This is a genomic window from Listeria booriae (genome assembly GCF_000766865.1).
Classification (GTDB): Bacteria; Bacillota; Bacilli; order Lactobacillales; family Listeriaceae; genus Listeria_A; species Listeria_A booriae.
On sequence record NZ_JNFA01000023.1, the window covers coordinates 167996 to 191452 of the forward strand.

A 23457-nucleotide genomic window follows, 5' to 3' on the forward strand; every position below is an offset into this window, starting at 1 on the left:
AAATAAAAAGCTGAAAAGAGCAAGGAAAAACCTAAACTCTTTTTCAGCTTCATTTCTTTTCGAAGGCACTTTTTCCAAAGAACTCAATCACGCGAGGCATTACTTGGTATAACCTAGAAATGATATTCATCGCGAATGGTAAATTGATTTCACGCTTGTTTTTCCCCATAATGGCAACTATTTTCGCAGCTACATCTTCTGGTTTTAACACGAGAAAGCCAACATTTTTTAAATAGTCACCCGATGCATCTGCAATGTCAAAAAAGTTCGTCGCAATCGGTCCTGGATTCACTGTTGTAACGTGGATTCCAGAAGGCTTCACTTCCATCCGTAACGCGTTCGAATAGCCCAATACAGCGAATTTCGTTGCAGAATACGCAGATGATTTCGGTGTTGCAATTTTTCCGGCTTGAGAGGCGATATTGATAACATGTCCTACTTTTCTAGCCATCATTTTCGGTAAAACCAATTGGGTTAGGCGCATCAGACCCAGTACGTTCGTGTCAAACATGCGCTCTACCGTATCAAAATCTGTCGTAACAGCCTCCTCAAAAATACCGAACCCGGCGCAATTAACGAGGACATCAATGTTTGTATCCGCCAATTTCGCCACCACTTCTTCAATTTCTGCAAAATTGGTCATATCCATTTTATGATACGTGCTAATTACGCCAAAATCTGCTTGAATCTGCGTTGTTAAACTCGCCAATTTCTCCGTACTACGCGCCGTTAAAATCGTGTGCGCGCCTTGTGCTGCGACCTGTCTTGCTAATTCTGCGCCAAGCCCGTTAGATGCCCCTGTAATCAGCACTGTTTTATCTTTTAAAAAATGATTCATCTTTTTTCAGACTCCTTTTTTATAGTTCAAATATGGCGAAATCTGTTGCTATTTCTGTGTTCGGAAAAATGGTACGGCATTCATCTACTAAGCTTTGATTATCATCCCGACTATACCGCGAACTGATATGCGTAATAATTAATTGCTTCGCCTCTGCATTTTTGGCAAGCGTTGCGGCTTCTAGCGTTGTCGAGTGCATATATTCACCAGCCATGTCTCCCATATCTGCAGCAAACGTGGCTTCGTGAACAACAACATCTGCATGACGCGCAACCGCTAGTTCGTTCGGCGTCACTTTCGTATCACCAAAAATCGCAATGACGCGCCCCTTTTTAGAAGGTCCAATAAACGCGCTACCATTAACAACGGTCCCATCTTCTAGCGTCACCGTCTTGCCTTCCTTCAACTCTTTAAAAATCGGACCAGGCTTCACACCAAGCGCAGCAAGACCAGCAGCATCAAGCGCTCCCGTCTTATCCGCCTCCTCAATCCGATATCCATAACTCAAAATACCGTGCTCCAATTCCTTACATGTCACTCTAAATGTCGCATCTTCAAACACGAGTTCATCTTCTATTTCCACAATCTCCAGCGGATATTTTAAATGCGTGCCACTAACCGCCAAGCTCGTCCGTATATAATTCGCAAGTCCCACAGGTCCATAAACCGTGAGCGCCGTTTCCCCGCCTTGAAAAGAACGACTACTAAGCAAACCCGGCAAGCCAAAAATATGATCGCCGTGCAAATGCGTTATAAAAATTTTTTCTAATTTACTCAATTTAATCGAGCTACGTAAAATTTGGTGTTGCGTAGCTTCTCCACAATCGAACAGCCAAATACTGTTTCGCTCATTTAGCATCGTGAGCGCAATCGCCGTAACATTACGACCTTTGGAAGGAACACCAGCCCCAGTCCCTAGAAAAATCAATTCCATCTTTGTCTCACAATCCCCTCGTCAACTTCTCACCATTAATAGTACCATATTTGCCAAATTTATTGAACTTCGCACCCCGCTAAAAATATATTTCGGCTCAATCAGTTGCACAAACCAAATCTAACCGCTAAAATAGTAAGGAATAATGAGGATGACTATGATTGCATTGTGTTCTATTACGCCTCATTTACGACAATACTCGAAATAAAGCCAGAAAGCGTGGTCCATCTATTTTTAGATTTTAGGATAAGCGTACATATGGCTTTACACAAATCGAACGCTTGCCGCCGATTTATGCAGAGTATGTCCACATATTTAAGAAAGAGGGTAAGTACGTATGACAGAAGTGAAAGAACAAGTGGCTTTAATAACTATTTTTGGCGGTACGGGAGATTTGGCAAATCGTAAACTTTACCCTTCGCTATACCATCTCTTTACAAAAGGATTTTTGAAAGAGAATTTTGCAGTGATTGGTACTGCTCGTCGTCCGTGGACAAATGATTTCTTCCGCGAAAAAGTAGTGGAATCTTTAAAAGGAATTGAAGAAGAAGGTTTTGATCCGCAAGATTTTGCTTCTCATTTCTACTATCAATCACATGATGTAACGAACCGAGAATCTTATGTTCAACTAAAAGATCTCTCCGATGAACTCGACAAAAAGTATGAACTGCAAGGAAATCGTCTATTCTACCTAGCAATGGCACCTAATTTCTTTGGAACAATTGCTAGTCGATTAAAGTCAGAAGGTTTTGTCGATAATGATGGCTTTAGTCGTTTAATTATTGAAAAACCATTCGGTCGTGATTTAGCGAGTGCCCAGGAATTAAATGAATCGCTACGTCAAGCTTTTGCGGAGAATGAAATTTACCGTATTGACCATTATTTAGGTAAAGAGATGATTCAAAATATTTCTGTTATCCGTTTTGCGAATTCTATTATTGAATCGCTTTGGAATAATCGCTATATTGATAACGTCCAAGTAACACTTAGTGAAACGCTTGGTGTAGAAGATCGCGGTCGTTATTACGAAGAAAGTGGCGCTTTGCGTGATATGGTACAAAATCATATTTTACAAATCGTATCATTGCTTGCCATGGAACCACCAATTAAGCTAACAACTCAAGAAATTCGCCATGAAAAAGTACGTGCGCTTCGTTCGTTACGTGTTATTGAAGGCGAAGATGTCTATAAATATTTCGTGCGCGGTCAATATGGTCCAGGTACTGTGGATGGCGAACAATTAGAAGGCTATCGTCAAGCTGAAAATGTCGATCCAGATTCTAATACCGAAACATTCGTAGCAGCCAAGCTAATGATTGACAATTTCCGTTGGAGCGGCGTACCATTTTATATCCGCACCGGAAAACGTTTAGCGAAAAAAGCAACACAAATTGCCATTCAATTCAAGAGTGTACCGATGAATCTATTTGGCGGCCAACAATCGCTTGCAGGAAATGTACTCGTGATACATATCCAACCAGACGAAGGTATCACACTGCACATGAATGTCAAAGAACCAGGCCAAGGAATGCTAACCATGCCAATCAACCTAAACTACGCCCACTCCTCACCAGACGGCATGAACACACCAGAAGCCTACGAAAAACTAATCCAAGACTGCCTAAACGGCGACGCAACCTACTTCTCTCATTGGGATGAAGTCTCCCTATCATGGAACTTCGTCGACAAAGTAGCCAACGTATGGTCCAACACGAAAGAACACTTCCCGAACTACACATCCGGCACAATGGGACCTAAAGAAGCAGATAAGTTGGTTGCGCAGGATGGGTTTGAGTGGTTTGAATGAAAAGCTGAAACAGCCCGTTTACCCCTGAAAGAGCTTGGAGCAGGCGCAATAAAAATCCTCTTTTGATTTTTATGGAGGCTGTGAAAGCTCCGAAGGGGTGGCTGTTGAAGCTGGATCGCGAGACATAGATACGTAACAACAGCATAGAATTCTCGCAAACATGATTGCCTAACCTAGAAAGCCTATCAATTAAGATTTGAAAACTAAATCCAAAAAGCAAGAACGGCCGCAGTAAAAAGCCGCTCTTGCTTTTTTTAGTCCTCTCAAATTCCCCAAAACCAAAACCATCTCCCCCCCACCCAATCATCGTTCCCTTTTTCACAAATCCATGTTACAATAAAATAGAACAAACCATAAAGGAGAATCAATATGCCAGAAAGCATTGACGATTATATCGATCGCGGAATTCATGGTGCGAAAGAAATCAATCCAGCCGAACGCAAGAAGTATCTCGGCACATTTCGAGAACGAATCGAAATCCAAATGAGCAAACAAGAAGTATTCGAAAAATATTGCACGAAAGAACTCGAACAAGAAATGAAGGACCATCCGAAAGCTAAATTATTGCTTAACGGTTCCATTTCCTACGAAATTTTGCGCGCGTATATTATGCTCGCAGAAAAACATAAACTGCCCTTCTCCATCGTTGCGCGTGAAGACGATGATACACCAGTTGGTCTCGTGCTAACGGAGGATTACGAAATCAACCGCGAAGACACGCACCTCCATGAAACACCGGCAATCACAGAAGACACCACGGGGAAAGTGACCCTGCTCGACAAAATTAGGGCTATATTTAAAGAATAAAAGGATGTGACACTTTATGCTTCACACGGTCGTTATCGCGCTTGCCATCCTTGTTTTCTTGCAAACGATTTATTTTTTCATACGAAAGAACACCGACATGGGCGTGATGTTTCTCCTCATCGGTGTTGCGTTATTAATTATTTCAACCATCGGCTAATTGAAAGGCTCGCCAGTATCCAATGCTGTGCGGAGCCTTTTTTGCATGTCGCCGATACCTTTTGAGCCGTGGAGTGGGAAGGAAAAAACTTGCTTTCCATTGGTTATTTGCTCTAGTAAGGGCTTAAATTTCTGTCCACCTAACATCGTAATGGATGCTTGTTGGATTCCAAGCGCCTGCCATTGCTGCGTTAACGCTTCTAGCCCAATCGTTTCTGGGGTCACTCCGCGTGCCGTAAACCTGACATCGTATGTTCCCAAAACAAGCGAATCGGGCTTTAAAAAACCATACTTCGGCGATAAAATAAGATAATCCCCATCAAACGTTTCCGCGTACGCCTTGCACAGCCGATGAAAATTCCCGGTATACGCTTCACTCGCCTTCACCGCACCTAAGTCGCTCTGTTTGTCCCAAATTTTCGGCTTTCCAGATGGAATAATAATCATGATACACCTTGATTCATCGGATATTCCCACAACACAATCCGACCGCGCGATTCGACTTTGTCTTGATCTGGCTGATACACGAACCCTGCTTTTTTCAACACTTGGATCGAATGCGTATTCGTTTCAAAACTCCTTGCAAAAATCCGCTTAATCTCCGGCTGAACTTGTAGCCACGCAAGCAATTCCATCAAAGCTTCTGACACGTAACCCTGATTTTGATACCCTGGTACGATGCTATAACCAAGCTCAATCTCCCCTGTTTCCTCAGGCTTGCCCTGTCCACCAATTTCGCCGATTATCTTGTTTTCCTCTTTCAAAACTATCAAATGCGTCCATTTCGTCATTTCTGGCTCTTTTTTGACGTTCTCTAACACATATGGTAGATAAAAAAAGAAATCAATACCTGGCCAGTCTCTGGACACCTCATAGCCCGATACGCGTTCTAGTTCGTCCACCCCTGCGATCGTTGCCTGAATCCACTCCAAATTATACTCTAACAACAACAGCCGTTTCGTTTCTAATTTTCCCATGACAAAACCCGACTTTCCATTCATTTATCTTACTCTAAAACTATCAAATTCTGCCTCAATGCGCAATTATTTTGCAGAATACCACCTGTTATTATTACCACATACTAATTTTTTCGAATCTTTTTTCATTATATTTGTATCCGCTTACACGTAGTTTTACCAATCAATTTGGCTATGTATTCTCGTTTTTCAATGAAATGCAAAAGCAATAAATTTTCAAAAAACAGTTGACATTTTCCCCTCAAAAGCTATAATTAATGTTATTACAAGCAACGTTATTTCCGACATACTTAAAACGGGCTACATAATCGAATTTTTAAGTATCTCATATTTTGATAAAAAGAGGAGCTAATGACTTATGAAAACTTTTAACCGAAATTACGTCATTACAATTTTATTACTCTAGCAAGGGTCTGGAACACTGTTTAAAACAAGCAGTCGTTTAGATCCTGTTTATCATTAAATGGGATTCTTATCTAGGCATCCCATTTTTTTACTCAAAAAATGGGGTGCTTTTTTGTTGCCAAGCACTTGATTTGCCGCTTATTTTTCAGACAAAAGGTCATGCTAGTGATTATATTCTAAAAATTCAGCTTCGACCAACAATTATAATTAAAGAAACGGGGTACATGCTCATGCGTAGTGATAAAATTAAAAAAGGTGTCGAACAAGCTCCAGCTCGGAGTCTTCTACATGCCACAGGTCAAATAAAAAGTCCAGGTGATATGGACAAACCATTTATCGCCATTTGTAACTCTTATATCGATATCGTTCCTGGCCATGTGCATTTGCGAGAGCTTGCGGATATTGCGAAAGAAGCGATTCGTGAAGCTGGTGGTATTCCTTTCGAGTTCAATACAATCGGTGTCGATGACGGAATTGCCATGGGACACATCGGGATGCGTTACTCCCTTCCGAGCCGCGAAGTCATTGCTGATGCTGCTGAAACGGTAATTAACGCCCACTGGTTCGATGGTGTTATGTATATTCCGAACTGTGACAAAATTACACCGGGCATGCTACTTGCCTCTGTTAGAACGAATGTACCTGCTATTTTTTGCTCTGGTGGTCCGATGAAAGCTGGTCTTTCTGCTACTGGTAAAGCTTTGACGCTCTCTTCTATGTTCGAAGCGGTTGGTGCTTTTAAAGAAGGTAGCATGAGCCAAGAAGAATTTTTAGATATGGAAGCGAATGCGTGTCCAACGTGTGGTTCATGTGCTGGTATGTTTACAGCAAACTCTATGAACTGCTTGATGGAAGTGCTTGGTATGGCGGTTCCTTTTAACGGGACAACGCTTGCTGTATCCGAAGCGCGTCGTGATTTGATCCGTGAATCAGCTTTCCATTTGATGGATCTTGTGAAAAAAGATATTCGTCCTCGCGATATTATTACACGTGATGCGATTGATGACGCTTTTGCGCTAGATATGGCAATGGGTGGTTCTACTAACACCGTGCTTCACGTTCTAGCTCTTGCAAATGAAGCGGAAATCGATTACGACCTAGAGCGCATTAACGAAATCGCAAGTCGTGTTCCCTACCTATCCAAAATTGCTCCGTCCTCTGCTTATTCAATGCATGACGTACACGAAGCAGGCGGCGTTCCAGCCATTATGAAAGAACTGGTTGAGCTTGGCGACGCGATTCATCCCGACCGAATCACCGTCACTGGCAAAACCATCCGCGAAAACGTAGAAGATGCCAAAATTCACAATACCGATGTTATCCATCCTAAAGAAAATCCTTATACAAAAACAGGCGGTCTCTCCATCCTATTCGGAAATATCGCACCAAAAGGTTCGGCTATCAAAGTCGGCGGTGTGGATCCTTCTGTATCCGTCTTTACCGGAAAAGCGATTTGTTTTGACTCGCATGACGCAGCGGTTGAAGCGATTGATAATCATACCGTTCGCGAAGGCCATGTTGTCGTGATTCGCTATGAAGGTCCTCGAGGTGGCCCAGGAATGCCAGAAATGTTGGCTCCTACTTCTTCCATCGTTGGACGCGGTTTAGGAAAAGATGTCGCACTCATTACAGACGGTCGTTTCTCTGGGGCAACGCGTGGTATCGCGATTGGTCATATTTCACCAGAAGCTGCAGCAGGTGGTCCGATTGCACTCATTGAAGATGGTGATACAATCGTGATTGACCTTCCAAACCGGACGCTAAACGTAGAAGTCGCGCCAGATGTTCTAGAAGCACGACGCGCCAACATCCCTAAATTTGTTCCGAAAATTAAAAAAGGTTATCTGGCACGCTACGCTGCACTTGTAACTTCTGCGCATACCGGTGGCGTAATGAAACTTCCAGATGAATTTCTAGAATAATAAGGAGAGGTGAAAAGAATGATGAAAGTAGAAAAGCAAGCAGCAACGACAACGAACAGTGGTGCTGAACTATTAATTCAAGCTTTAAAAGCGCAAGACGTGGATATGATTTTTGGTTATCCGGGTGGTGCCGTACTTCCTTTGTACGATGCTTTTTATGACTGTGATATTCCGCATATCTTAACCCGTCACGAACAAGGCGCGGTGCATGCTGCGGAAGGTTATGCGCGTGTAACTGGGAAAGCTGGCGTTGTTGTCGTAACTAGTGGCCCTGGCGCTACAAACGCACTGACAGGGATTGCTGATGCGATGAGCGACTCGATTCCACTCGTTGTTTTCACCGGACAAGTTGCGACGCCGGGTATTGGGAAAGACGCGTTCCAAGAAGCTGACATGATTGGCTTAACGATTCCGATTACGAAATATAACTACCAAGTTCGCGATGTAAAAGATATTCCGAAGATCATTAAAGAAGCGTTTCATATCGCTACGACTGGTCGTAAAGGTCCTGTTGTCATCGACTTACCGAAAGATATCTCGATTGCTTCGACCGACAAAGTCAACGATGACACTATCCATTTGCCGGGCTACCAACCTACTGTGATGCCAAACAGAATGCAACTTGAAAAATTAATGCAAGCCTTGGCCGAAGCAAGTAAACCTGTTATTTTGGCAGGTGCGGGTGTGAATCATGCTCGCGCTACGGCGGAACTACTTGATTTTGCAGAAAAGTATCAAATCCCAGTCGTCAATACACTACTTGGACTTGGTAGTTTCCCGCAGGATCATCCCCTATTCCTCGGAATGGGCGGAATGCATGGTTCCTACGCTGCGAACATGGCGCTCACAGATCCAGATTTACTGATTAACTTCGGTTCTCGGTTTGATGATCGGGTTGTCGGTGTGCCAAAAGAATTCGCGAAACACGCTGTCATTGCACATATTGATATCGACCCTGCGGAGATTGGCAAAGTCTTAACAACGAAAATTCCGATTGTTGCGGATATTAAAGAAACGCTGACACAATTGCTTGATATCGAAATCCCTGAAAAAGCAGATACGAGCCATTGGTACAAGTTAAATATGACGCGCAAAGAACGCCATCCATTCACGTATAATCGTGAGGCAAAAGCAGAAATCAAACCGCAAAAAGTTATCGAAATCATCGGTGACATCACGGCAGGCAAAGCATTAGTCGCGACCGATGTTGGTCAGCATCAAATGTGGGTTGCGCAATTTTATCCGTTTAGTCATGATCACCAAATCATGACGAGTGGCGGACTTGGAACGATGGGCTTTGGCTTCCCTGCAGCAATTGGTGCACAGCTTGCTTATCCTGAACAAACGGTTGTTGCTTTTGTTGGGGATGGTGGTTTCCAAATGACAAATCAAGAACTTGCGATTTTAAATGATTATATGATTAATCTAAAAGTCGTAATTTTAAATAATAGCACGCTCGGTATGGTACGCCAATGGCAAGAGAAGTTCCATAACGAACGCTACTCCCATTCGATTTTCCAAAGCCAGCCTGATTTTGTGAAACTTTCAGAAGCTTATGGTGTAAAAGCAGTTCGTCTGACGGACCCGACGACACTAGAAGCTGATTTAGCGGAAGCTTTTGCTTATCCTGGTCCAATGGTTATTGATTGTGTGATTTCACCAAACGAGCTCGTGTTGCCTATGATTCCACCAGGTAAAGCGAATCATCAAATGGAAGGAGTGGAATAAATGCGACGAATCATTACCGCAACAGTTAATAATTCAAGTGGGGTCCTCAACAGAATCACCGGCGTTATTTCCAGACGGCAATACAATATTGATAGCATTTCCGTTGGCTGGACAGAAATCGCCAATGTTTCCCGCATTACTATCGTCGTGCACGTCGACTCCCTTTATGAGATCGAACAAGTGACGAAGCAGTTAAACAAACAAATCGATGTGTTGAAAGTAAGCGATATTACCGATGACCCGCATATGGAGCGCGAACTAGCATTAGTAAAAGTCAACGCCCCTGCCGCAACTCGTGCTGAAATCAATTCCATCATCGAACCATTCCGAGCAACAGTCATTGATGTTGGTAAAAACAGCGTCGTTGTCCAAGTCGCAGGAACGAGCGAGAAAGTCAATGCCTTTGTGGACAGCATTCGCCCTTACGGCATTAAACAGATGGCACGAACTGGTGTCACTGGTTTTACACGAAGCGCCAAATAATTGTGAATCCCAGAAATCCTTTTTCTGAGAAATATAAAAAGATAAATCTATGGAGGTTAGGAAAATGACAAAAGTATATTATGAAGATGCAGTACAAAAAAGCGCGTTAGAAGGTAAGAAAGTAGCAGTTATCGGATACGGTTCACAAGGACACGCCCATTCGCAAAACTTACGTGACAACGGCAATAATGTCATTATCGGGATTCGCGAAGGAAAATCAGCAGAAGCTGCTCGCAATGATGGTTTTGAAGTATTATCTGTGGCTGATGCAACGAAAGCAGCAGATGTCGTGATGATTCTTTTACCAGACGAAACACAAGGCGATACGTATGAAGCTGAAATCAAGCCTAATTTAGAAGCTGGCAATGCCTTAGCTTTTGCACATGGTTTTAATATTCATTTTGACGTAATTAAACCACCGGCTGACGTGGATGTGTTCTTAGTAGCTCCGAAAGGCCCTGGTCACTTAGTTCGTCGTACGTTTGTCGAAGGTGGCGCGGTTCCTGGATTATTCGCGGTTTACCAAGATGCAACGGGAAATGCAACAGATGTCGCTTTATCATACGCAAAAGGCATTGGAGCAACGCGTGCCGGTGTTATCGAAACAACATTTAAAGAAGAAACAGAAACCGATCTATTCGGCGAACAAGCCGTATTATGTGGTGGTACAACTCACTTAGTACAAGCTGGATTCGAAACATTAGTAGAAGCTGGCTACCAACCAGAACTTGCTTACTTCGAAGTATTACATGAGTTAAAACTAATCGTTGACTTGATGTACGAAGGTGGCATGGAAAAAATGCGTCACTCGATTTCCAACACAGCAGAATATGGTGATTACGTGTCAGGTCCACGCGTTGTGACATCCGACACGAAAAAAGCAATGAAAGAAGTACTTACAGATATTCAAGACGGTACATTTGCCAAAGCATTTATTGATGATAATAAAAACGGGTTTAAAGAATTCCATCGCTTGCGTGCAGAGCAAAAAGGTCACCAAATCGAACAAGTTGGTGCAGCGCTACGCGAAATGATGCCATTCGTCAAACCACAAAACTAATAGGAAGAGAAATTGGGGATACGCAAAACTCGCCTGTCCCCTTTTCTAATATGAGGTGAAAAAACATGGCTTATATTCAATTTTTTGATACGACGCTTCGTGACGGGGAACAAACGCCTGGCGTCAACTTTAACCAGCAAGAAAAGATTCAAATTGCCAAACAGTTGGAAACGTACGGTATCGATGTTATCGAAGCGGGATTCCCGATTGCATCTGACGGTGACTTCCATTCTGTAAAAGAAATTGCTAGTGTGATTAAAAATGCAACGGTTTGTGGTTTAGCACGCTCGGTGGAACGCGATATTGATCGTGCCTATGAAGCGCTTCGTGACGCAGCAAACGCTCAAGTTCATGTTTTTCTTGCTACTAGTGATGTACATATGAAACATAAGTTAAAAATGAGCCGAGCCGAGGTTTTGCAGTCGATTAGCCATCATGTGGCCCACGCGCGTAAACTTTTCCCAATCGTGCAATTCTCACCGGAGGATGCGACGCGTACGGACCCTGCGTTCTTGGTACAAGCTGTGCAGGCTGCGATTGATGCGGGGGCAACGGTGATTAATATTCCGGATACGGTTGGTTTTACGAACCCGACGGAATTTGGTGCGCTTTTCCGCTACTTGCGTGAAAATATTCCGCGTTTTGATGAAGTCATTTTTTCGACGCATTGTCATGATGATCTTGGTATGTCGGTTGCCAATGCGCTTTCGGCGATTGAAAACGGGGCGCGTCGTGTCGAAGGAACGATTAACGGAATCGGCGAACGTGCTGGGAATACAGCGCTTGAAGAAGTTGCGGTTGCCCTGCATATTCGCAATGATTACTACAAATCGGAGTCAGGCATTATTTTGAATCAGACGAAGAAAACGAGTGACTTGATTAGTCGCCTTTCTGGAATGCCTGTTCCGCGTAACAAAGCGATTATCGGTGGCAATGCCTACGCGCATGAATCCGGTATTCACCAAGACGGTGTGCTAAAAGAACCTACGACTTACGAAATTATTACGCCTGCCCTTGTCGGTGTGGAGAAGAACTCCTTGCCACTTGGTAAACTTTCTGGACGTCATGCTTTTGTGACTCGCATGGAAGAGCTTGGTTATACGCTGACGGACGAAGAGAAAAACGATGCTTTCAAACGCTTCAAACATTTGGCCGATGTGAAAAAAGATGTGACGGAAGACGATTTGCACGCGTTGATCCTTGGTCAAAGTTCCGAACAAGCGGTTGAGCTAAATCATCTGCAAGTGCAATACGTGACTGGTGGTGTGCAAGGCGCGATTATCCGCATTCATACCGAAGATGGTACGGTATTAGAGGACGCAGCGACTGGTGCTGGTAGTATTGAAGCGATTTACAATACGATTAACCGCCTGCTAGAACAAGACGTGACATTAACAGATTACCGCATTCAAGCTATTACGGCTGGACACGATGCCCAAGCTGAAGTACACGTTGTCGTTCAAGACAACCAAGGCGAAACCTACCACGGAATCGGTATTGACAATGATGTGTTAACCGCATCCGCCAAGTCTTATCTACATGCAAGCGCCAAAGCCTCGGCTTCCAAACAACAACCAACAAATGAGGAGGTACCAGTCAAGTGAGCTACTCCATTACAGCCCTTCCTGGCGACGGGATTGGACCAGAAATTATGGCAAGCGGTCTAGAAATACTCGAGACACTTGCCGCAAAATTCCAACTCGATTTTACAATTGAAACACACCCATTTGGCGGTGCCGGCATTGACGCACATTCCGATCCACTGCCAGACGCAACACTTGCCGCGTGCCAAAAAGCAGATGCCATTTTGCTCGGTGCGATTGGTGGCCCTAAATGGGACGATGCGCCAAAACGTCCAGAACAAGGACTGCTTGCTCTTCGTAAAGCGCTCGGTTTGTTTGCTAATATCCGTCCTATTCAAGTGCCAGCTAGCATCACGCACCTTTCTCCTTTAAAACAGGAAATCGTTGAAGGCACCGATTTTATCGTCGTTCGCGAACTGACTGGTGGCATTTATTTCGGCGAACCAAAACATTGGGACGAAAACGGCGCGGTGGACACTTTAACGTACACGGCCGCCGAAATTGAACGCATCGCAGTTCAAGCATTTGAATTAGCGAAAACAAGACGCAATAAAGTTACCTCTGTCGACAAAGCCAATGTGCTTGCTTCTAGTAAGCTATGGCGCCAAATCGTCGAACAAGTGGCAACGCGTTATCCAGAAGTGACATTAGAACATCTCTATGTGGACGCTGCGGCGATGATTCTCATTCAGCGCCCTACCACATTTGACGTTATCGTGACGGAAAACATGTTTGGCGACATTTTAAGCGACGAGGCTTCTGTTCTTACTGGTTCGCTCGGCATGTTACCTTCTGCTAGCCATCCAGAATCAGGACCATCGCTTTACGAACCAATTCACGGCTCAGCGCCAGACATCGCAGGCCAAGACATCGCTAACCCGATGTCCATGATTTCATCGATTTCGATGATGTTACGGCAATCATTCCAACTTTTTGAAGCAGCAGATTATTTAGATCAAGCAGCCGCAGACACGATGGCAGCTGGTTTCCTAACGAAAGACCTCGGTGGCGACACATCGACTACCAATTTTACAAAAGAAGTTAAAAAACGAGTTAAAGGAGGAGAATAACAATGGCTAAAACAATGTTCGATAAATTGTGGGATCGTCACGTCATATTTGGAAAAGAAGGTGAGCCGCAATTATTATACATCGATCTGCATTTGGTACATGAAGTTACCTCCCCTCAAGCATTTGAAGGATTGCGAATGGAAGGAAGAAAAGTCCGCCGCACAGATCGCACATTTGCAACAATGGATCATAACGTCCCAACCGAAGATATTTTCAACATTCATGACGTCGTTGCAAAAAAACAAATCGATGCCCTTCGCAAAAACTGTGAAGAGTTCGGCGTAACACTTGCTGATGTCGGCAGTGAACGCCAAGGTATCGTACACATGGTAGGACCTGAAACCGGGCTAACACAGCCGGGCAAAACAATTGTATGTGGTGACTCGCATACCGCAACACATGGCGCTTTTGGGGCAATGGCTTTTGGTATTGGCTCCAGTGAAGTCGAACATGTCCTTGCTACGCAGTCCATCTGGCAACAAAAACCAAAATCAATGGGTGTCAAAATTAACGGTACCCTTCCAAAAGGTGTGTATGCCAAAGACATCATTCTCCACCTAATCGCAACATACGGCGTCTCATTCGGTAACGGATATGCCGTCGAATACTACGGAGAAGCCGTTCGCAATATGACGATGGAAGAACGCATGACCATCTGCAACATGTCTATCGAAGGCGGCGCTAAAATGGGCATGATGGCTCCCGACGAAACAACATTCGCCTACATCAAAGGTCGCGAATACGCACCAACCAACTGGGAAGAAGCCGTCGCTGATTGGAAAACACTGCCGAGTGATGCAGACGCAGCATATGATCGTGACATCGAAATTGATGTTTCTGAGCTAGCACCATATGTCACGTGGGGAACAAACCCAGGCATGGGCGTCCCTGTCACACAAGCCTTCCCTGCTATCGAAAATATCAATGATGAACGCGCGTATCAATACATGGGACTAGAACCCGGGCAAACCGCATCAGACATTGATCTAGGCTATGTTTTCATCGGCTCATGTACGAATTCACGTCTTTCCGATCTCGAAGAAGCCGCACAAATCGTCAAAGGCAAGCAAGTCGCCGACGGTATTCGCGCCATGGTTGTTCCTGGTTCGCGCCAAGTTCGCCTTGCCGCTGAACGCATCGGACTGGACCAAGTTTTCATCGATGCCGGTTTTGAATGGCGTGAGCCGGGTTGCTCAATGTGTCTAGGCATGAACCCCGACCAAGTACCAGAAGGCGTGCACTGCGCCTCCACATCCAATCGTAATTTTGAAGGACGACAAGGAAAAGGCGCCCGGACTCACCTAGTAAGCCCAGCAATGGCCGCAGCAGCCGCGATTCACGGCCGCTTTATCGATATTCGCAAAGGAGTGTGGCAAAATGGAAGCAATGGTGTTGCATAAAGGACGCACAGTCGCCCTAATGAATGACAATATAGATACCGATCAAATTATCCCAAAACAATTTCTAAAACGCATCGAACGAACAGGATTTGGCGAATTTCTCTTTGATGAATGGCGCTACCTTCCCGATCGTTCCTTGAACCCTGATTTCCCGCTTAATGCACCAGATCGTCAAGAAGCAACCATCCTGATTACAGGCGAGAATTTCGGTTGTGGCTCGAGCCGTGAACACGCACCTTGGGCCCTACTTGACTACCGTTTCCGTATTATTATTGCCGGCGGGTACAGCGATATTTTTTATATGAACTGCACGAAAAATGGTATTTTGCCAATCAGTTTGCCAAAAGAAGCGCGCGAGAAGTTGGCGACAATTCCTGCTTCTGAAGAAATCGCCGTTGATTTGCCGAAACAGCAAGTCATTAGCTCTGTTGGCACATATGATTTTGAGATTGACGCAACATGGAAAGAAAAGTTCATGAAAGGGCTAGACGATATCGCCCAAACAATGGAACACGAAGCAATGATTACCGCATACGAAAACCAAGCGCGTGCTTATTAAATAAAGGATGTGAGGAAGTTATGGAAATGGTTGATGTCGATGCTTTAGTTAGCAAACAAGACGTGCTAGACGCTCATGATACGTTAAAATCAATCGTCAAACACACACCTCTTGAAAAAGACTACTATTTATCGCAAAAATATGACTGCAATGTCTACTTAAAACGAGAAGATTTGCAATGGGTTCGTTCGTTCAAACTACGCGGTGCCTATTATGCCATCGCCCAATTAACCCAAGACCAATTAAAAAACGGCGTTACATGTGCTAGCGCAGGAAATCACGCACAAGGAGTCGCCTTCACCTGTCAAAAACTTGGCGTTCCTGCGACGATTTTCATGCCAACCACAACGCCCCAACAAAAAGTTTCGCAAGTGAAATTTTTCGGTGGTGAATTTGTGGAAGTTCGTCTTACTGGTGACACATTTGACGCCTCGGCGTACTCTGCGAAGAAATTCAGCGCAGAGCATAACAAGACGTTTATTGCCCCGTTCGATGATGCGAATATTATCGCTGGACAAGGAACGGTTGCCGTGGAAATGCTCGATGACCTAGACGCAGATTCATGCGATTTCGTTTTTGCAGCTATTGGTGGTGGTGGATTGGTTTCTGGCGTGGCCTCTTACGTTAAAGCTGTGAGTCCTGAAACGACGATTATTGGTGTAGAACCCTCTGGTGCGCCTTCGATGGCTAAATCATTGCTCGCCGGCAAGGTCGTCAATCTTCCGAAAATCGATAAGTTCGTAGACGGCGCGGCGGTAAAACAAGTCGGCCAACTAACGTACCAACATTGCGCGAAGTTGGTTGATGAAGTAACCGAAGTCGATGAAGGCGAAGTTTGCTCTACAATCTTAGACATGTACACAAAGCAAGCCATTGTCGCCGAGCCTGCAGGTGCTTTATCCGTCGCAGCGCTCAACCATTTCCGCCAACAAATCAAAGGTAAAAACGTCATCTGCATTGTCAGCGGTGGTAACAACGACATTAACCGCATGCAAGAGATTGAAGAGCGTTCCCTCGTATTTGAAGGCTTAAAACATTACTTTATCGTGAACTTCCCACAACGTCCTGGCGCCTTACGCGAATTCGTAAACGATGTTCTTGGTCCCTACGACGATATTACAAAATTCGAATACACGAAAAAAGTGAATCGGAATCAAGGCCCCGTTATCATCGGCGTCCTGCTCCAAAATCCAAATGATTATGAGAAATTATTAGAGCGAATTGCCGTCTTTGACCCAAGTTTCATGCCAATTAACGACAATCAAATGCTCTATACACTTCTTGTATAATAACTTAAAAAGATGCTGTCCACGTGGCAGGTCTTTTTATTTTGTGTAATATATTACTTTCCTTCTTTTTCCCAAACAGGTATAATGTTACAAACAGAATAAATAAATGCACACGCTATACAAAAAACTGGAGAAAGAAGTGATTTCAAATGACTGATTCAAGTAAAAACAGACTTTTTCAGCATGCCACATTAGCTTCATTGCTCGGCGGATTGTACGAAGGCTCGACGACATTTAAAGAATTGTTAACACATGGAGATTTAGGGATTGGGACACTTGATTCTCTTGATGGTGAATTGGTGATTTTAGATGGGGTTGCCTATCAAATACGGGCAAATGGGGAAGCTTATCGCATGAAAGAGACGGATACGACGCCTTACGCGATGGTCACGTTTTTTGAAGCGGATTTTGGTTTTGATGTAGATCAATTGACGACGAAAGAAGCGCTAGAAGCACGTATCGCACCCTTAACGCAAGGGCCTAATCTTTTTTATACGGTTAAAATGACGGGAAACTTCCGTATTGTTCATACTCGAACTGTGCAAAAGCAATCGCGCCCTTTTCTTCCACTCATGGAAATTTCGGACGATCAGCGCACCTATACGTTAGAATACATCACTGGAACAATTGTTGGTTTTTGGTCCCCTACGTATCTTCAAGGTGTTTATGTACCTGGATATCATCTGCATTTCATTGATGATTTACGAAAAGTCGGCGGGCATGTTTTTGATTATGAGATTTTGGAAGGTCGTATTGAAATCTCGCAGCAAACTGGAATCGAAATTGAGTTGCCGCAAAATACTGACTATTTAAAGAGCAACTTAGAAAATCCAGAAATAGCCGACCAAATTGAATCGATTGAAAAGGATGGCTAAAAAAAGATTGAGCAACCGCCAAAAATGACAGTCACTCAATCTCTATTCGCGTACTCTTGCTACCAAATTAAAGCTTAGTTACGTTATCAGCTTGAGGTCCGCGTTGTCCTTCAACGATTTCAAACTCAACTTTTTGACCTTCGTCAAGTGTTTTGAAACCTTCTCCTTGAATTGCGCTGAAGTGTACGAATACATCGTCGCCGCCTTCAACTTCAATAAATCCAAAACCTTTTTCGCCATTGAACCATTTTACTGTACCTTCTTGCATGTGTCAAAAACCTCCAAAAATTTTTTCTTAATATGTTCCTTTTACAAATACAAAACTTACTGGGAAACTGCTAAACAACAAGCTTACCTTTGTTTTCATATAAAAATTCACATATTATAAAAGATACTCATCGTACAAAGAATCAATATCCTTTATAACATGTGAATAAGCTCTTGCCAAGCCCACAGCATCCCAACAATGCACAAAAAGGGCAATATTAATTTTATTGATACACTTATTTTACCGCTTTCATTCTAAAAATGCAAGTAATATTTACCTATGTCAATGAATATTTTCGGGACATAAGAAGTGTTTTGTTTCACAATGTTTTCGCTATGAAAAAACCGCGACGGGCACTTTAGCCTTTCGCGGTTTTGTTAACTATTTTATGACGCTGCGATCTTTAATGCGCCATTTTACTAATAGATTATGCAGTGGTTCGCGCACTAGGAAATACACGCCGAGTGAGATGAAGATGGAAGCAACGCCAAATAGGAAGCCACCAAATACGTCTGTTGGGTAATGCACGCCTAGATAAACGCGGGAATACATGATGAAGAAAATCCAGCCTAAGCCGACAACACCAATCACGATTTTTGCCCACATTTGTCTTACTGTAAAAATTAAGAACATCGCTGCTAAGCCGTAAAAAACAGTGCTCCCAGTCGCATGCCCACTTGGGAAACTAAAGCCAGTCTCCGCAATCAATCGATCGAAGTTAGGACGTGGTCTTTGGAAGATGTCTTTTAAGATCGTGTTTAGCAAAACCGCACAAACAAGTACTGTTCCGCCAAACCACAGACCCACAACAAACTTGCGCATGAAGAATAAAATAACGACAACGATAACGGTTAAAATAATAGCGGTTTCTGCGCTTCCGATAGTTGTTAACGTCTCAATCAAACTTGTTTTGGAAGCGGAAATATTTGTTTGAATCCGGCTGATCCAATTTAAGTCAAATTTGGCAACCCAGCGCGGTTCTGAATTAACAGCCAGTGCTACGATAATAAAGATTAGTAGCGCAAAGCCACCGATTGCAAATAGCGGGATTGCTTTCTTTTTATTTGTGTTCATACATTTACTCCTTACATCACTTATTTTTTTGTAAAAATGCTTTCACTTCTTCTACCATTGCTTGATATTTAGCTTGTTCTCCTGTTTCGCTTTTTTCAAGAAGGTTCATTGTTGTTGCTGTGATAGCAAGTTTCCCATGATAAACAAAGGTGGCATTGCCGATAAGTTGCAAATGAAGCGCCCCTTCTTTATCTTTAGCTGCTGTCACTTGTACGCGCCCACCATTGTTATACACGTTTACAGGCGTTTCCAGTGTATCATTATGAAGCAGCTTTTTCATCAGACTTGAGGCCGACATCGCCGTTCCACACGCATTTGTAAAACCAACACCACGCTCGAACGTCCGCACATAAATCGTGTCTTCCGTGATATTTTTCACGAAACTCACATTCACGCCATCTGTAAAATAAGGATTTTTCCCATTTAAATACGTAGAAAGCGTTTCTTGTTTGTCCGAATCCAGCACATCCTGATCTACAAACGTAATTAAATGCGGATTGGGTACGGCTACCGCTGAAAAACGAAGCGTATCATCCAATGCAGGGATCACCTCATCATACAGCTTAGATTCCGGCCAGTTTAACGGCAAAGCTTCTGGTTCAAATAAAACAGGTGAAATTTCCACTTGATATGTCGGAATGTCATTGCCAATTTCAGCAGCTTTCGATACGTGCAGTGTTGCTTTCATCGTTTCTACCGTTGCTTCTGACACGCCCTCTTTTTCTAACAAGTAACGAGCCACCGTACGCAGCCCATTTCCGCACATAGACGCTTCAGAGCCATCTGCATTAAAAACTCGCATACGACCGATTGAGGTACCGTCTGAGGCTTCTGAGACGAATAAAATCCCATCCGCACCGCCGAGCATCTCATCACGATTACAAATACGAATAGCAAGCGCCGCCCGATTCGTATCTTCCCACGTCGAAATACCGTTAGCCACCTCATCAATCAGGAAAAAATCATTTTGCGAACCATGGACTTTTATAAAATCGATATGTGCCATACAAGGTCCCTCCAATTCTAAAAAACATCATGAGCACGAAGGAATACTCCCATCATGCTCACGCGTTTCAACGATTAATAATTTTCCGTTACAATTTCCGCACAACGTTTACACAAGGTTGGGTGGTTAGCATCTACGCCGACATCTTTCTTCACGACACGACAACGTTCACACGTTTCACCTTCTGCAACCGTCACGGCAACTGCTACATGCTGATCCTTCACCGCACCCTCAGGCGCCGCGTCAAGACCCGCCACTAATTCAAAGTCTGAGACAATCAATAATTGCGCAAAGTCACCTTCTAGTGAATCAAACAATTCTTTCGCTTCATCATCTGCGAATAATGTTACTTTTGCAAGCATTGATTTACCGATGATTTTCTCATTACGCGCTTCTTCCAATGCTTTTTGGACAACGTCGCGAATTTGCATGAACTGATCCCATTTTGCTGTAATCGCTTCTGTGCCTTGGTAATGCTTCACTTCCGGCATTTCCGACAAATGCACACTAGCTTCCGCCTGATTTCCAAGATGCGACCAAACTTCGTCCGCAGTATGTGGCAAAATTGGTGCTAATAACTTCGTAAGCGTCACAACAGCTTCATAGAACACCGTTTGCATCGCACGACGATCTTTGCTATCCGCTGCTTCAATATACACAACATCTTTCGCAAAGTCCATGTAAAACTGGCTAAGTTCTACCGTACAGAAATTATTGATTTGGTGATAAATCGCCGAAAACTCATATTTATCATAGTTCGCACGAACATTTTTTACTAACTCATCTAATTTAATAAGTAAATATTGATCGACTTCGCGTAAATCTTCGTAAGCCACGGCATTATTAGCTGGCGTGAAATCTGCCAAGTTTCCTAGTAAGAAACGCATCGTATTACGGATTTTACGGTAAACTTCCGATACTTGTTTCAAAATATTGTCACTGATACGCACGTCCGCTTGGTAATCAACAGAAGCAACCCATAAACGCACGATATCGGCGCCAAGTTGATTAATCACTTTACCTGGAAGCATTGTATTTCCTAGTGATTTACTCATTTTACGACCATCACCATCTAATGCAAAACCGTGACTCAACACATTACGATATGGCGATTCGCCAGTGATAGCAACGCTTGTCGTTAAGGAAGAGTTAAACCAACCACGATATTGGTCAGAACCTTCCATGTAAAGATCTGCTGGACGATTCAAGTAAGGACGCGCTTCTAGAACCGCTTGATGACTCGTTCCTGAATCAAACCAAACATCCATAATATCATTTTCTTTTGTAAATTCACCATTTGGACTACCTTCATGTGTAAATCCTTCTGGTAATAAATCTTTCGCTTCTCGTTCAAACCAAACGTCTGAACCATGCTCGCGGAACAATTCGGATACGTGATGAATCGTTTCATCTGTGATAATAGCTTCCCCGTTCTCTGCATAGAAAATCGGTAGCGGAACGCCCCACACACGTTGACGTGAGATAACCCAGTCGCCTCGGTCACGAACCATGTTGAACAAGCGTGTTTCGCCCCATGCCGGTGTCCAAGTTACTTTTTGTACAGCGTCTAGCAGTTCTTGACGGAATTTGTCAATAGAAGCAAACCATTGCGCTGTAGCACGGAAAATAACCGGTTTCTTCGTACGCCAATCATGTGGATACGAGTGCGTAATGAATTCCATTTTTAGCAATGCGCCGACTTCTTCTAGTTTTTCCGTTACCATTTTGTTCGCCGTATCATAAAATACACCTTCAAATCCTGGCGCTTCTTCTGTGAAAACACCACGATCATCTAACGGCGCCAAAACTTCTAAATTATACTTCTGTCCGATTAGAAAATCGTCTTCCCCGTGTCCAGGAGCTGTATGGACGGCACCTGTTCCAGCATCTGCTGTTGCGTGTTCCCCGTTCATTACTAAAGAATCGCGGTCATAGAATGGGTGTTTCGTAACGACGCGATCGAGTTCAGAACCACGAACGGTTTTGATAACTTCTGCATCTTCCCAGCCTAGTGTTTCACGCAAGCTGTTTAGCAAGCTTTCTGCTACAACGTATTTCGCGCCATTGACAGCAACGACTACGTATTCTAAATCTGGATTCACCGTAATACCCATATTGGCAGGCATTGTCCACGGTGTGGTTGTCCAAATAACGATGTTTGTATCTGTATCTAATACGCCTTTACCATCTGTTACTTTAAAAGCAACAAAGATAGATGCGGATTTCTTATCTTGATATTCGATTTCTGCTTCTGCTAGGGCAGATTCACTGGATGGTGACCAGTAGACAGGTTTTTTACCTTTGTAAATGTAGCCTTTTTTCGCCATTTCACCAAAAACTTTGATTTGTTCTGCTTCGTATTCTGGTTGTAGCGTGATGTACGGATTTGCCCATTCGCCAGTTACGCCTAGACGTTTGAAACCTGCGCGTTGGATATCGACTTGTTTGTAAGCATATTCTGCACAAAGTTTACGGAATTCAGCCACAGACATTTCTTTACGTTTAACGCCTTTGTTTGCTAATGCTTGTTCGATTGGCAAGCCGTGTGTATCCCAGCCAGGTACGTATGGGGAACGGAAACCGCTCATTGATTTTTGACGAACGATGATGTCTTTGATGACTTTGTTCATCGCGTGTCCCATGTGTAATTCACCATTTGCGTATGGCGGGCCATCGTGTAGGATAAATGTTGGTTTGTCCGCGTTTTTTTGTTGAATTTCGTCGTAAAGGTTCATTTCTTCCCATTTTGTTTGCCATTCTGGTTCTTTGTTTGGCAGGTTACCTCGCATCGGGAATTCTGTTTTTGGCATGAGTAGTGTATCTTTGTATTCCATTGGTTTTTGTCTCCTTTTTGTTTAAATATTTTTGAAAAGTGTATTTTGTTGATTTGAATGAAATGAAACTGCCTTCCTTTTAAAGGCTTTGTGATGAGAAACAATGTTTATGCTTTTGGAGTTTAGCGTCATGTTCGGCGCCTCCGGATCCAGCTTTGTTGTGGTTCTTGCGAAGCGTATTTTGCTGAGTTAGAACCTCAATATGCAGTTGAATGAAATGAAACTGCCTTCCTTTTAAAGGCTTTGTGCTGAAAACAATGTTTGTGCCTTTGGAGTTTGACGTCATGTTCAGCGCCTCCGGATCCAGCTTCACACGCCAGCCCTTCGGAAACTTCACGCCCTCCGAAAAAGTCAAAAGAGGACTTTTCCTGCGGCCGCTCCA

At 43.6% G+C, this 23457-nt stretch carries 22 protein-coding genes; 13 read left to right on the forward strand and 9 right to left on the reverse strand.

The features are described 5' to 3' along the window. Positions 1-49 precede the first annotated feature (49 nt). Together EP57_RS08750 and rnz are read right to left on the reverse strand one after the other, a co-directional pair. Entirely contained in the window at positions 50-838 is a 789-nt protein-coding gene (locus tag EP57_RS08750) for an SDR family NAD(P)-dependent oxidoreductase (RefSeq protein ID WP_036085885.1), read from the reverse strand. A 19-nt stretch (positions 839-857) separates the two neighbouring features. Continuing rightward, entirely contained in the window at positions 858-1772 is a 915-nt protein-coding gene (gene rnz / locus EP57_RS08755) for a ribonuclease Z (RefSeq protein WP_036085886.1), read from the reverse strand. Positions 1773-2109: 337 nt separating this feature from the next. On the opposite strand from rnz, the gene zwf reads away from it, so the two are divergent. From zwf to EP57_RS17060, 3 genes are all read left to right on the forward strand, one after another. Continuing rightward, positions 2110-3579, forward strand: coding sequence for a glucose-6-phosphate dehydrogenase (gene zwf / locus EP57_RS08760; protein ID WP_036085887.1), 1470 nt, complete (start codon positions 2110-2112; stop codon positions 3577-3579). 369 nt (positions 3580-3948) lie between these two features. Continuing rightward, complete coding sequence (locus EP57_RS08765) at positions 3949-4386, forward strand: YueI family protein (protein WP_036085888.1); 438 nt, start codon at positions 3949-3951, stop codon at positions 4384-4386. A 16-nt stretch (positions 4387-4402) separates the two neighbouring features. Next, positions 4403-4543: a hypothetical protein gene (locus EP57_RS17060; protein ID WP_173405084.1), complete on the forward strand. Its 141-nt coding sequence runs from the start codon at positions 4403-4405 to the stop codon at positions 4541-4543. On the opposite strand, the gene EP57_RS08770 is transcribed toward EP57_RS17060, so the two are convergent. Both EP57_RS08770 and EP57_RS08775 read right to left on the reverse strand, forming a co-directional pair. Beyond that, positions 4540-5019 (reverse strand): DUF6884 domain-containing protein, encoded by a 480-nt coding sequence (locus tag EP57_RS08770; protein ID WP_114982925.1) that lies wholly within the window; start codon positions 5017-5019, stop codon positions 4540-4542. The two genes, EP57_RS17060 and EP57_RS08770, sit on opposite strands and share 4 nt — an antisense overlap. Beyond that, complete coding sequence (locus tag EP57_RS08775) at positions 4986-5519, reverse strand: GNAT family N-acetyltransferase (RefSeq protein WP_036086196.1); 534 nt, start codon at positions 5517-5519, stop codon at positions 4986-4988. The genes EP57_RS08770 and EP57_RS08775 overlap by 34 nt, the downstream gene beginning before the upstream one ends. Positions 5520-6154: 635 nt before the next feature. Between EP57_RS08775 and ilvD the strand changes: the two genes are divergently transcribed. The 10 genes from ilvD (at position 6155) to budA (ending at position 17893) form a co-directional block, all read left to right on the forward strand. Beyond that, positions 6155-7846, forward strand: a complete 1692-nt coding sequence (gene ilvD / locus EP57_RS08780; RefSeq protein ID WP_036086197.1) for a dihydroxy-acid dehydratase — start codon at positions 6155-6157, stop codon at positions 7844-7846. A gap of 18 nt (positions 7847-7864) precedes the next feature. Next, positions 7865-9574, forward strand: a complete 1710-nt coding sequence (ilvB, locus tag EP57_RS08785) for a biosynthetic-type acetolactate synthase large subunit (RefSeq protein WP_036085890.1) — start codon at positions 7865-7867, stop codon at positions 9572-9574. Further along, positions 9575-10057, forward strand: a complete 483-nt coding sequence (gene ilvN / locus EP57_RS08790) for an acetolactate synthase small subunit (protein WP_036085891.1) — start codon at positions 9575-9577, stop codon at positions 10055-10057. A gap of 64 nt (positions 10058-10121) precedes the next feature. Continuing rightward, positions 10122-11117: a ketol-acid reductoisomerase gene (gene ilvC / locus EP57_RS08795; RefSeq protein WP_036085892.1), complete on the forward strand. Its 996-nt coding sequence runs from the start codon at positions 10122-10124 to the stop codon at positions 11115-11117. A gap of 65 nt (positions 11118-11182) precedes the next feature. Continuing rightward, positions 11183-12721: a 2-isopropylmalate synthase gene (locus EP57_RS08800; protein ID WP_036085893.1), complete on the forward strand. Its 1539-nt coding sequence runs from the start codon at positions 11183-11185 to the stop codon at positions 12719-12721. Further along, positions 12718-13770, forward strand: a complete 1053-nt coding sequence (leuB, locus tag EP57_RS08805; protein WP_036085894.1) for a 3-isopropylmalate dehydrogenase — start codon at positions 12718-12720, stop codon at positions 13768-13770. The genes EP57_RS08800 and leuB overlap by 4 nt, the downstream gene beginning before the upstream one ends. Before the next feature lie 2 nt (positions 13771-13772). Continuing rightward, positions 13773-15170 carry a 3-isopropylmalate dehydratase large subunit gene (gene leuC, locus EP57_RS08810; protein ID WP_036085895.1) on the forward strand — a complete coding sequence of 466 codons (1398 nt, stop codon included), beginning with the start codon at positions 13773-13775 and terminating at the stop codon, positions 15168-15170. Beyond that, on the forward strand, positions 15148-15729 hold the full coding sequence (leuD, locus tag EP57_RS08815; RefSeq protein WP_036085896.1) for a 3-isopropylmalate dehydratase small subunit: 582 nt from the start codon (positions 15148-15150) through the stop codon (positions 15727-15729). Before leuC ends, leuD begins: the two co-directional genes overlap by 23 nt. A gap of 20 nt (positions 15730-15749) precedes the next feature. Further along, positions 15750-17018 (forward strand): threonine ammonia-lyase, encoded by a 1269-nt coding sequence (gene ilvA / locus EP57_RS08820; RefSeq protein WP_036085897.1) that lies wholly within the window; start codon positions 15750-15752, stop codon positions 17016-17018. Positions 17019-17167: 149 nt separating this feature from the next. Beyond that, positions 17168-17893: an acetolactate decarboxylase gene (gene budA / locus EP57_RS08825; protein WP_036085898.1), complete on the forward strand. Its 726-nt coding sequence runs from the start codon at positions 17168-17170 to the stop codon at positions 17891-17893. Between the two features lie 67 nt (positions 17894-17960). Here budA and EP57_RS08830 read toward each other — a convergent pair whose 3' ends face one another. The 5 genes from EP57_RS08830 to EP57_RS08850 form a co-directional block, all read right to left on the reverse strand. Next, positions 17961-18161: a cold-shock protein gene (locus tag EP57_RS08830; protein WP_036064277.1), complete on the reverse strand. Its 201-nt coding sequence runs from the start codon at positions 18159-18161 to the stop codon at positions 17961-17963. Between the two features lie 381 nt (positions 18162-18542). Then, complete coding sequence (locus EP57_RS08835; RefSeq protein ID WP_036085899.1) at positions 18543-19235, reverse strand: phosphatase PAP2 family protein; 693 nt, start codon at positions 19233-19235, stop codon at positions 18543-18545. Positions 19236-19251: 16 nt separating this feature from the next. Beyond that, a complete protein-coding gene (gene dapF / locus EP57_RS08840; protein ID WP_036085900.1) occupies positions 19252-20241 on the reverse strand; it encodes a diaminopimelate epimerase in 990 nt (329 codons plus the stop codon). 74 nt (positions 20242-20315) lie between these two features. Continuing rightward, entirely contained in the window at positions 20316-23075 is a 2760-nt protein-coding gene (ileS, locus tag EP57_RS08845; protein WP_036085901.1) for an isoleucine--tRNA ligase, read from the reverse strand. A 79-nt stretch (positions 23076-23154) separates the two neighbouring features. Continuing rightward, positions 23155-23430 carry a hypothetical protein gene (locus EP57_RS08850; RefSeq protein ID WP_036085902.1) on the reverse strand — a complete coding sequence of 92 codons (276 nt, stop codon included), beginning with the start codon at positions 23428-23430 and terminating at the stop codon, positions 23155-23157. Positions 23431-23457: the final 27 nt, after the last annotated feature.

Excerpts from the sequence above, each read along its gene's own strand:
- ilvC (WP_036085892.1), top strand. The coding sequence starts at position 10,122 with ATGACAAAAGTATATTATGAAGATGCAGTACAAAAAAGCGCGTTAGAA.
- ilvD (WP_036086197.1), top strand. The coding sequence starts at position 6,155 with ATGCGTAGTGATAAAATTAAAAAAGGTGTCGAACAAGCTCCAGCTCGG.
- ilvN (WP_036085891.1), top strand. The coding sequence starts at position 9,575 with ATGCGACGAATCATTACCGCAACAGTTAATAATTCAAGTGGGGTCCTC.
- EP57_RS08775 (WP_036086196.1), bottom strand. The coding sequence starts at position 5,519 with ATGGGAAAATTAGAAACGAAACGGCTGTTGTTGTTAGAGTATAATTTG.
- ileS (WP_036085901.1), bottom strand. The coding sequence starts at position 23,075 with ATGGAATACAAAGATACACTACTCATGCCAAAAACAGAATTCCCGATG.
- EP57_RS08830 (WP_036064277.1), bottom strand. The coding sequence starts at position 18,161 with ATGCAAGAAGGTACAGTAAAATGGTTCAATGGCGAAAAAGGTTTTGGA.
- ilvA (WP_036085897.1), top strand. The coding sequence starts at position 15,750 with ATGGAAATGGTTGATGTCGATGCTTTAGTTAGCAAACAAGACGTGCTA.
- ilvB (WP_036085890.1), top strand. The coding sequence starts at position 7,865 with ATGATGAAAGTAGAAAAGCAAGCAGCAACGACAACGAACAGTGGTGCT.
- rnz (WP_036085886.1), bottom strand. The coding sequence starts at position 1,772 with ATGGAATTGATTTTTCTAGGGACTGGGGCTGGTGTTCCTTCCAAAGGT.
- leuD (WP_036085896.1), top strand. The coding sequence starts at position 15,148 with ATGGAAGCAATGGTGTTGCATAAAGGACGCACAGTCGCCCTAATGAAT.
- EP57_RS08835 (WP_036085899.1), bottom strand. The coding sequence starts at position 19,235 with ATGAACACAAATAAAAAGAAAGCAATCCCGCTATTTGCAATCGGTGGC.
- budA (WP_036085898.1), top strand. The coding sequence starts at position 17,168 with ATGACTGATTCAAGTAAAAACAGACTTTTTCAGCATGCCACATTAGCT.
- EP57_RS08800 (WP_036085893.1), top strand. The coding sequence starts at position 11,183 with ATGGCTTATATTCAATTTTTTGATACGACGCTTCGTGACGGGGAACAA.
- zwf (WP_036085887.1), top strand. The coding sequence starts at position 2,110 with ATGACAGAAGTGAAAGAACAAGTGGCTTTAATAACTATTTTTGGCGGT.
- dapF (WP_036085900.1), bottom strand. The coding sequence starts at position 20,241 with ATGGCACATATCGATTTTATAAAAGTCCATGGTTCGCAAAATGATTTT.
- leuC (WP_036085895.1), top strand. The coding sequence starts at position 13,773 with ATGGCTAAAACAATGTTCGATAAATTGTGGGATCGTCACGTCATATTT.
- EP57_RS08750 (WP_036085885.1), bottom strand. The coding sequence starts at position 838 with ATGAATCATTTTTTAAAAGATAAAACAGTGCTGATTACAGGGGCATCT.
- EP57_RS17060 (WP_173405084.1), top strand. The coding sequence starts at position 4,403 with ATGCTTCACACGGTCGTTATCGCGCTTGCCATCCTTGTTTTCTTGCAA.
- EP57_RS08765 (WP_036085888.1), top strand. The coding sequence starts at position 3,949 with ATGCCAGAAAGCATTGACGATTATATCGATCGCGGAATTCATGGTGCG.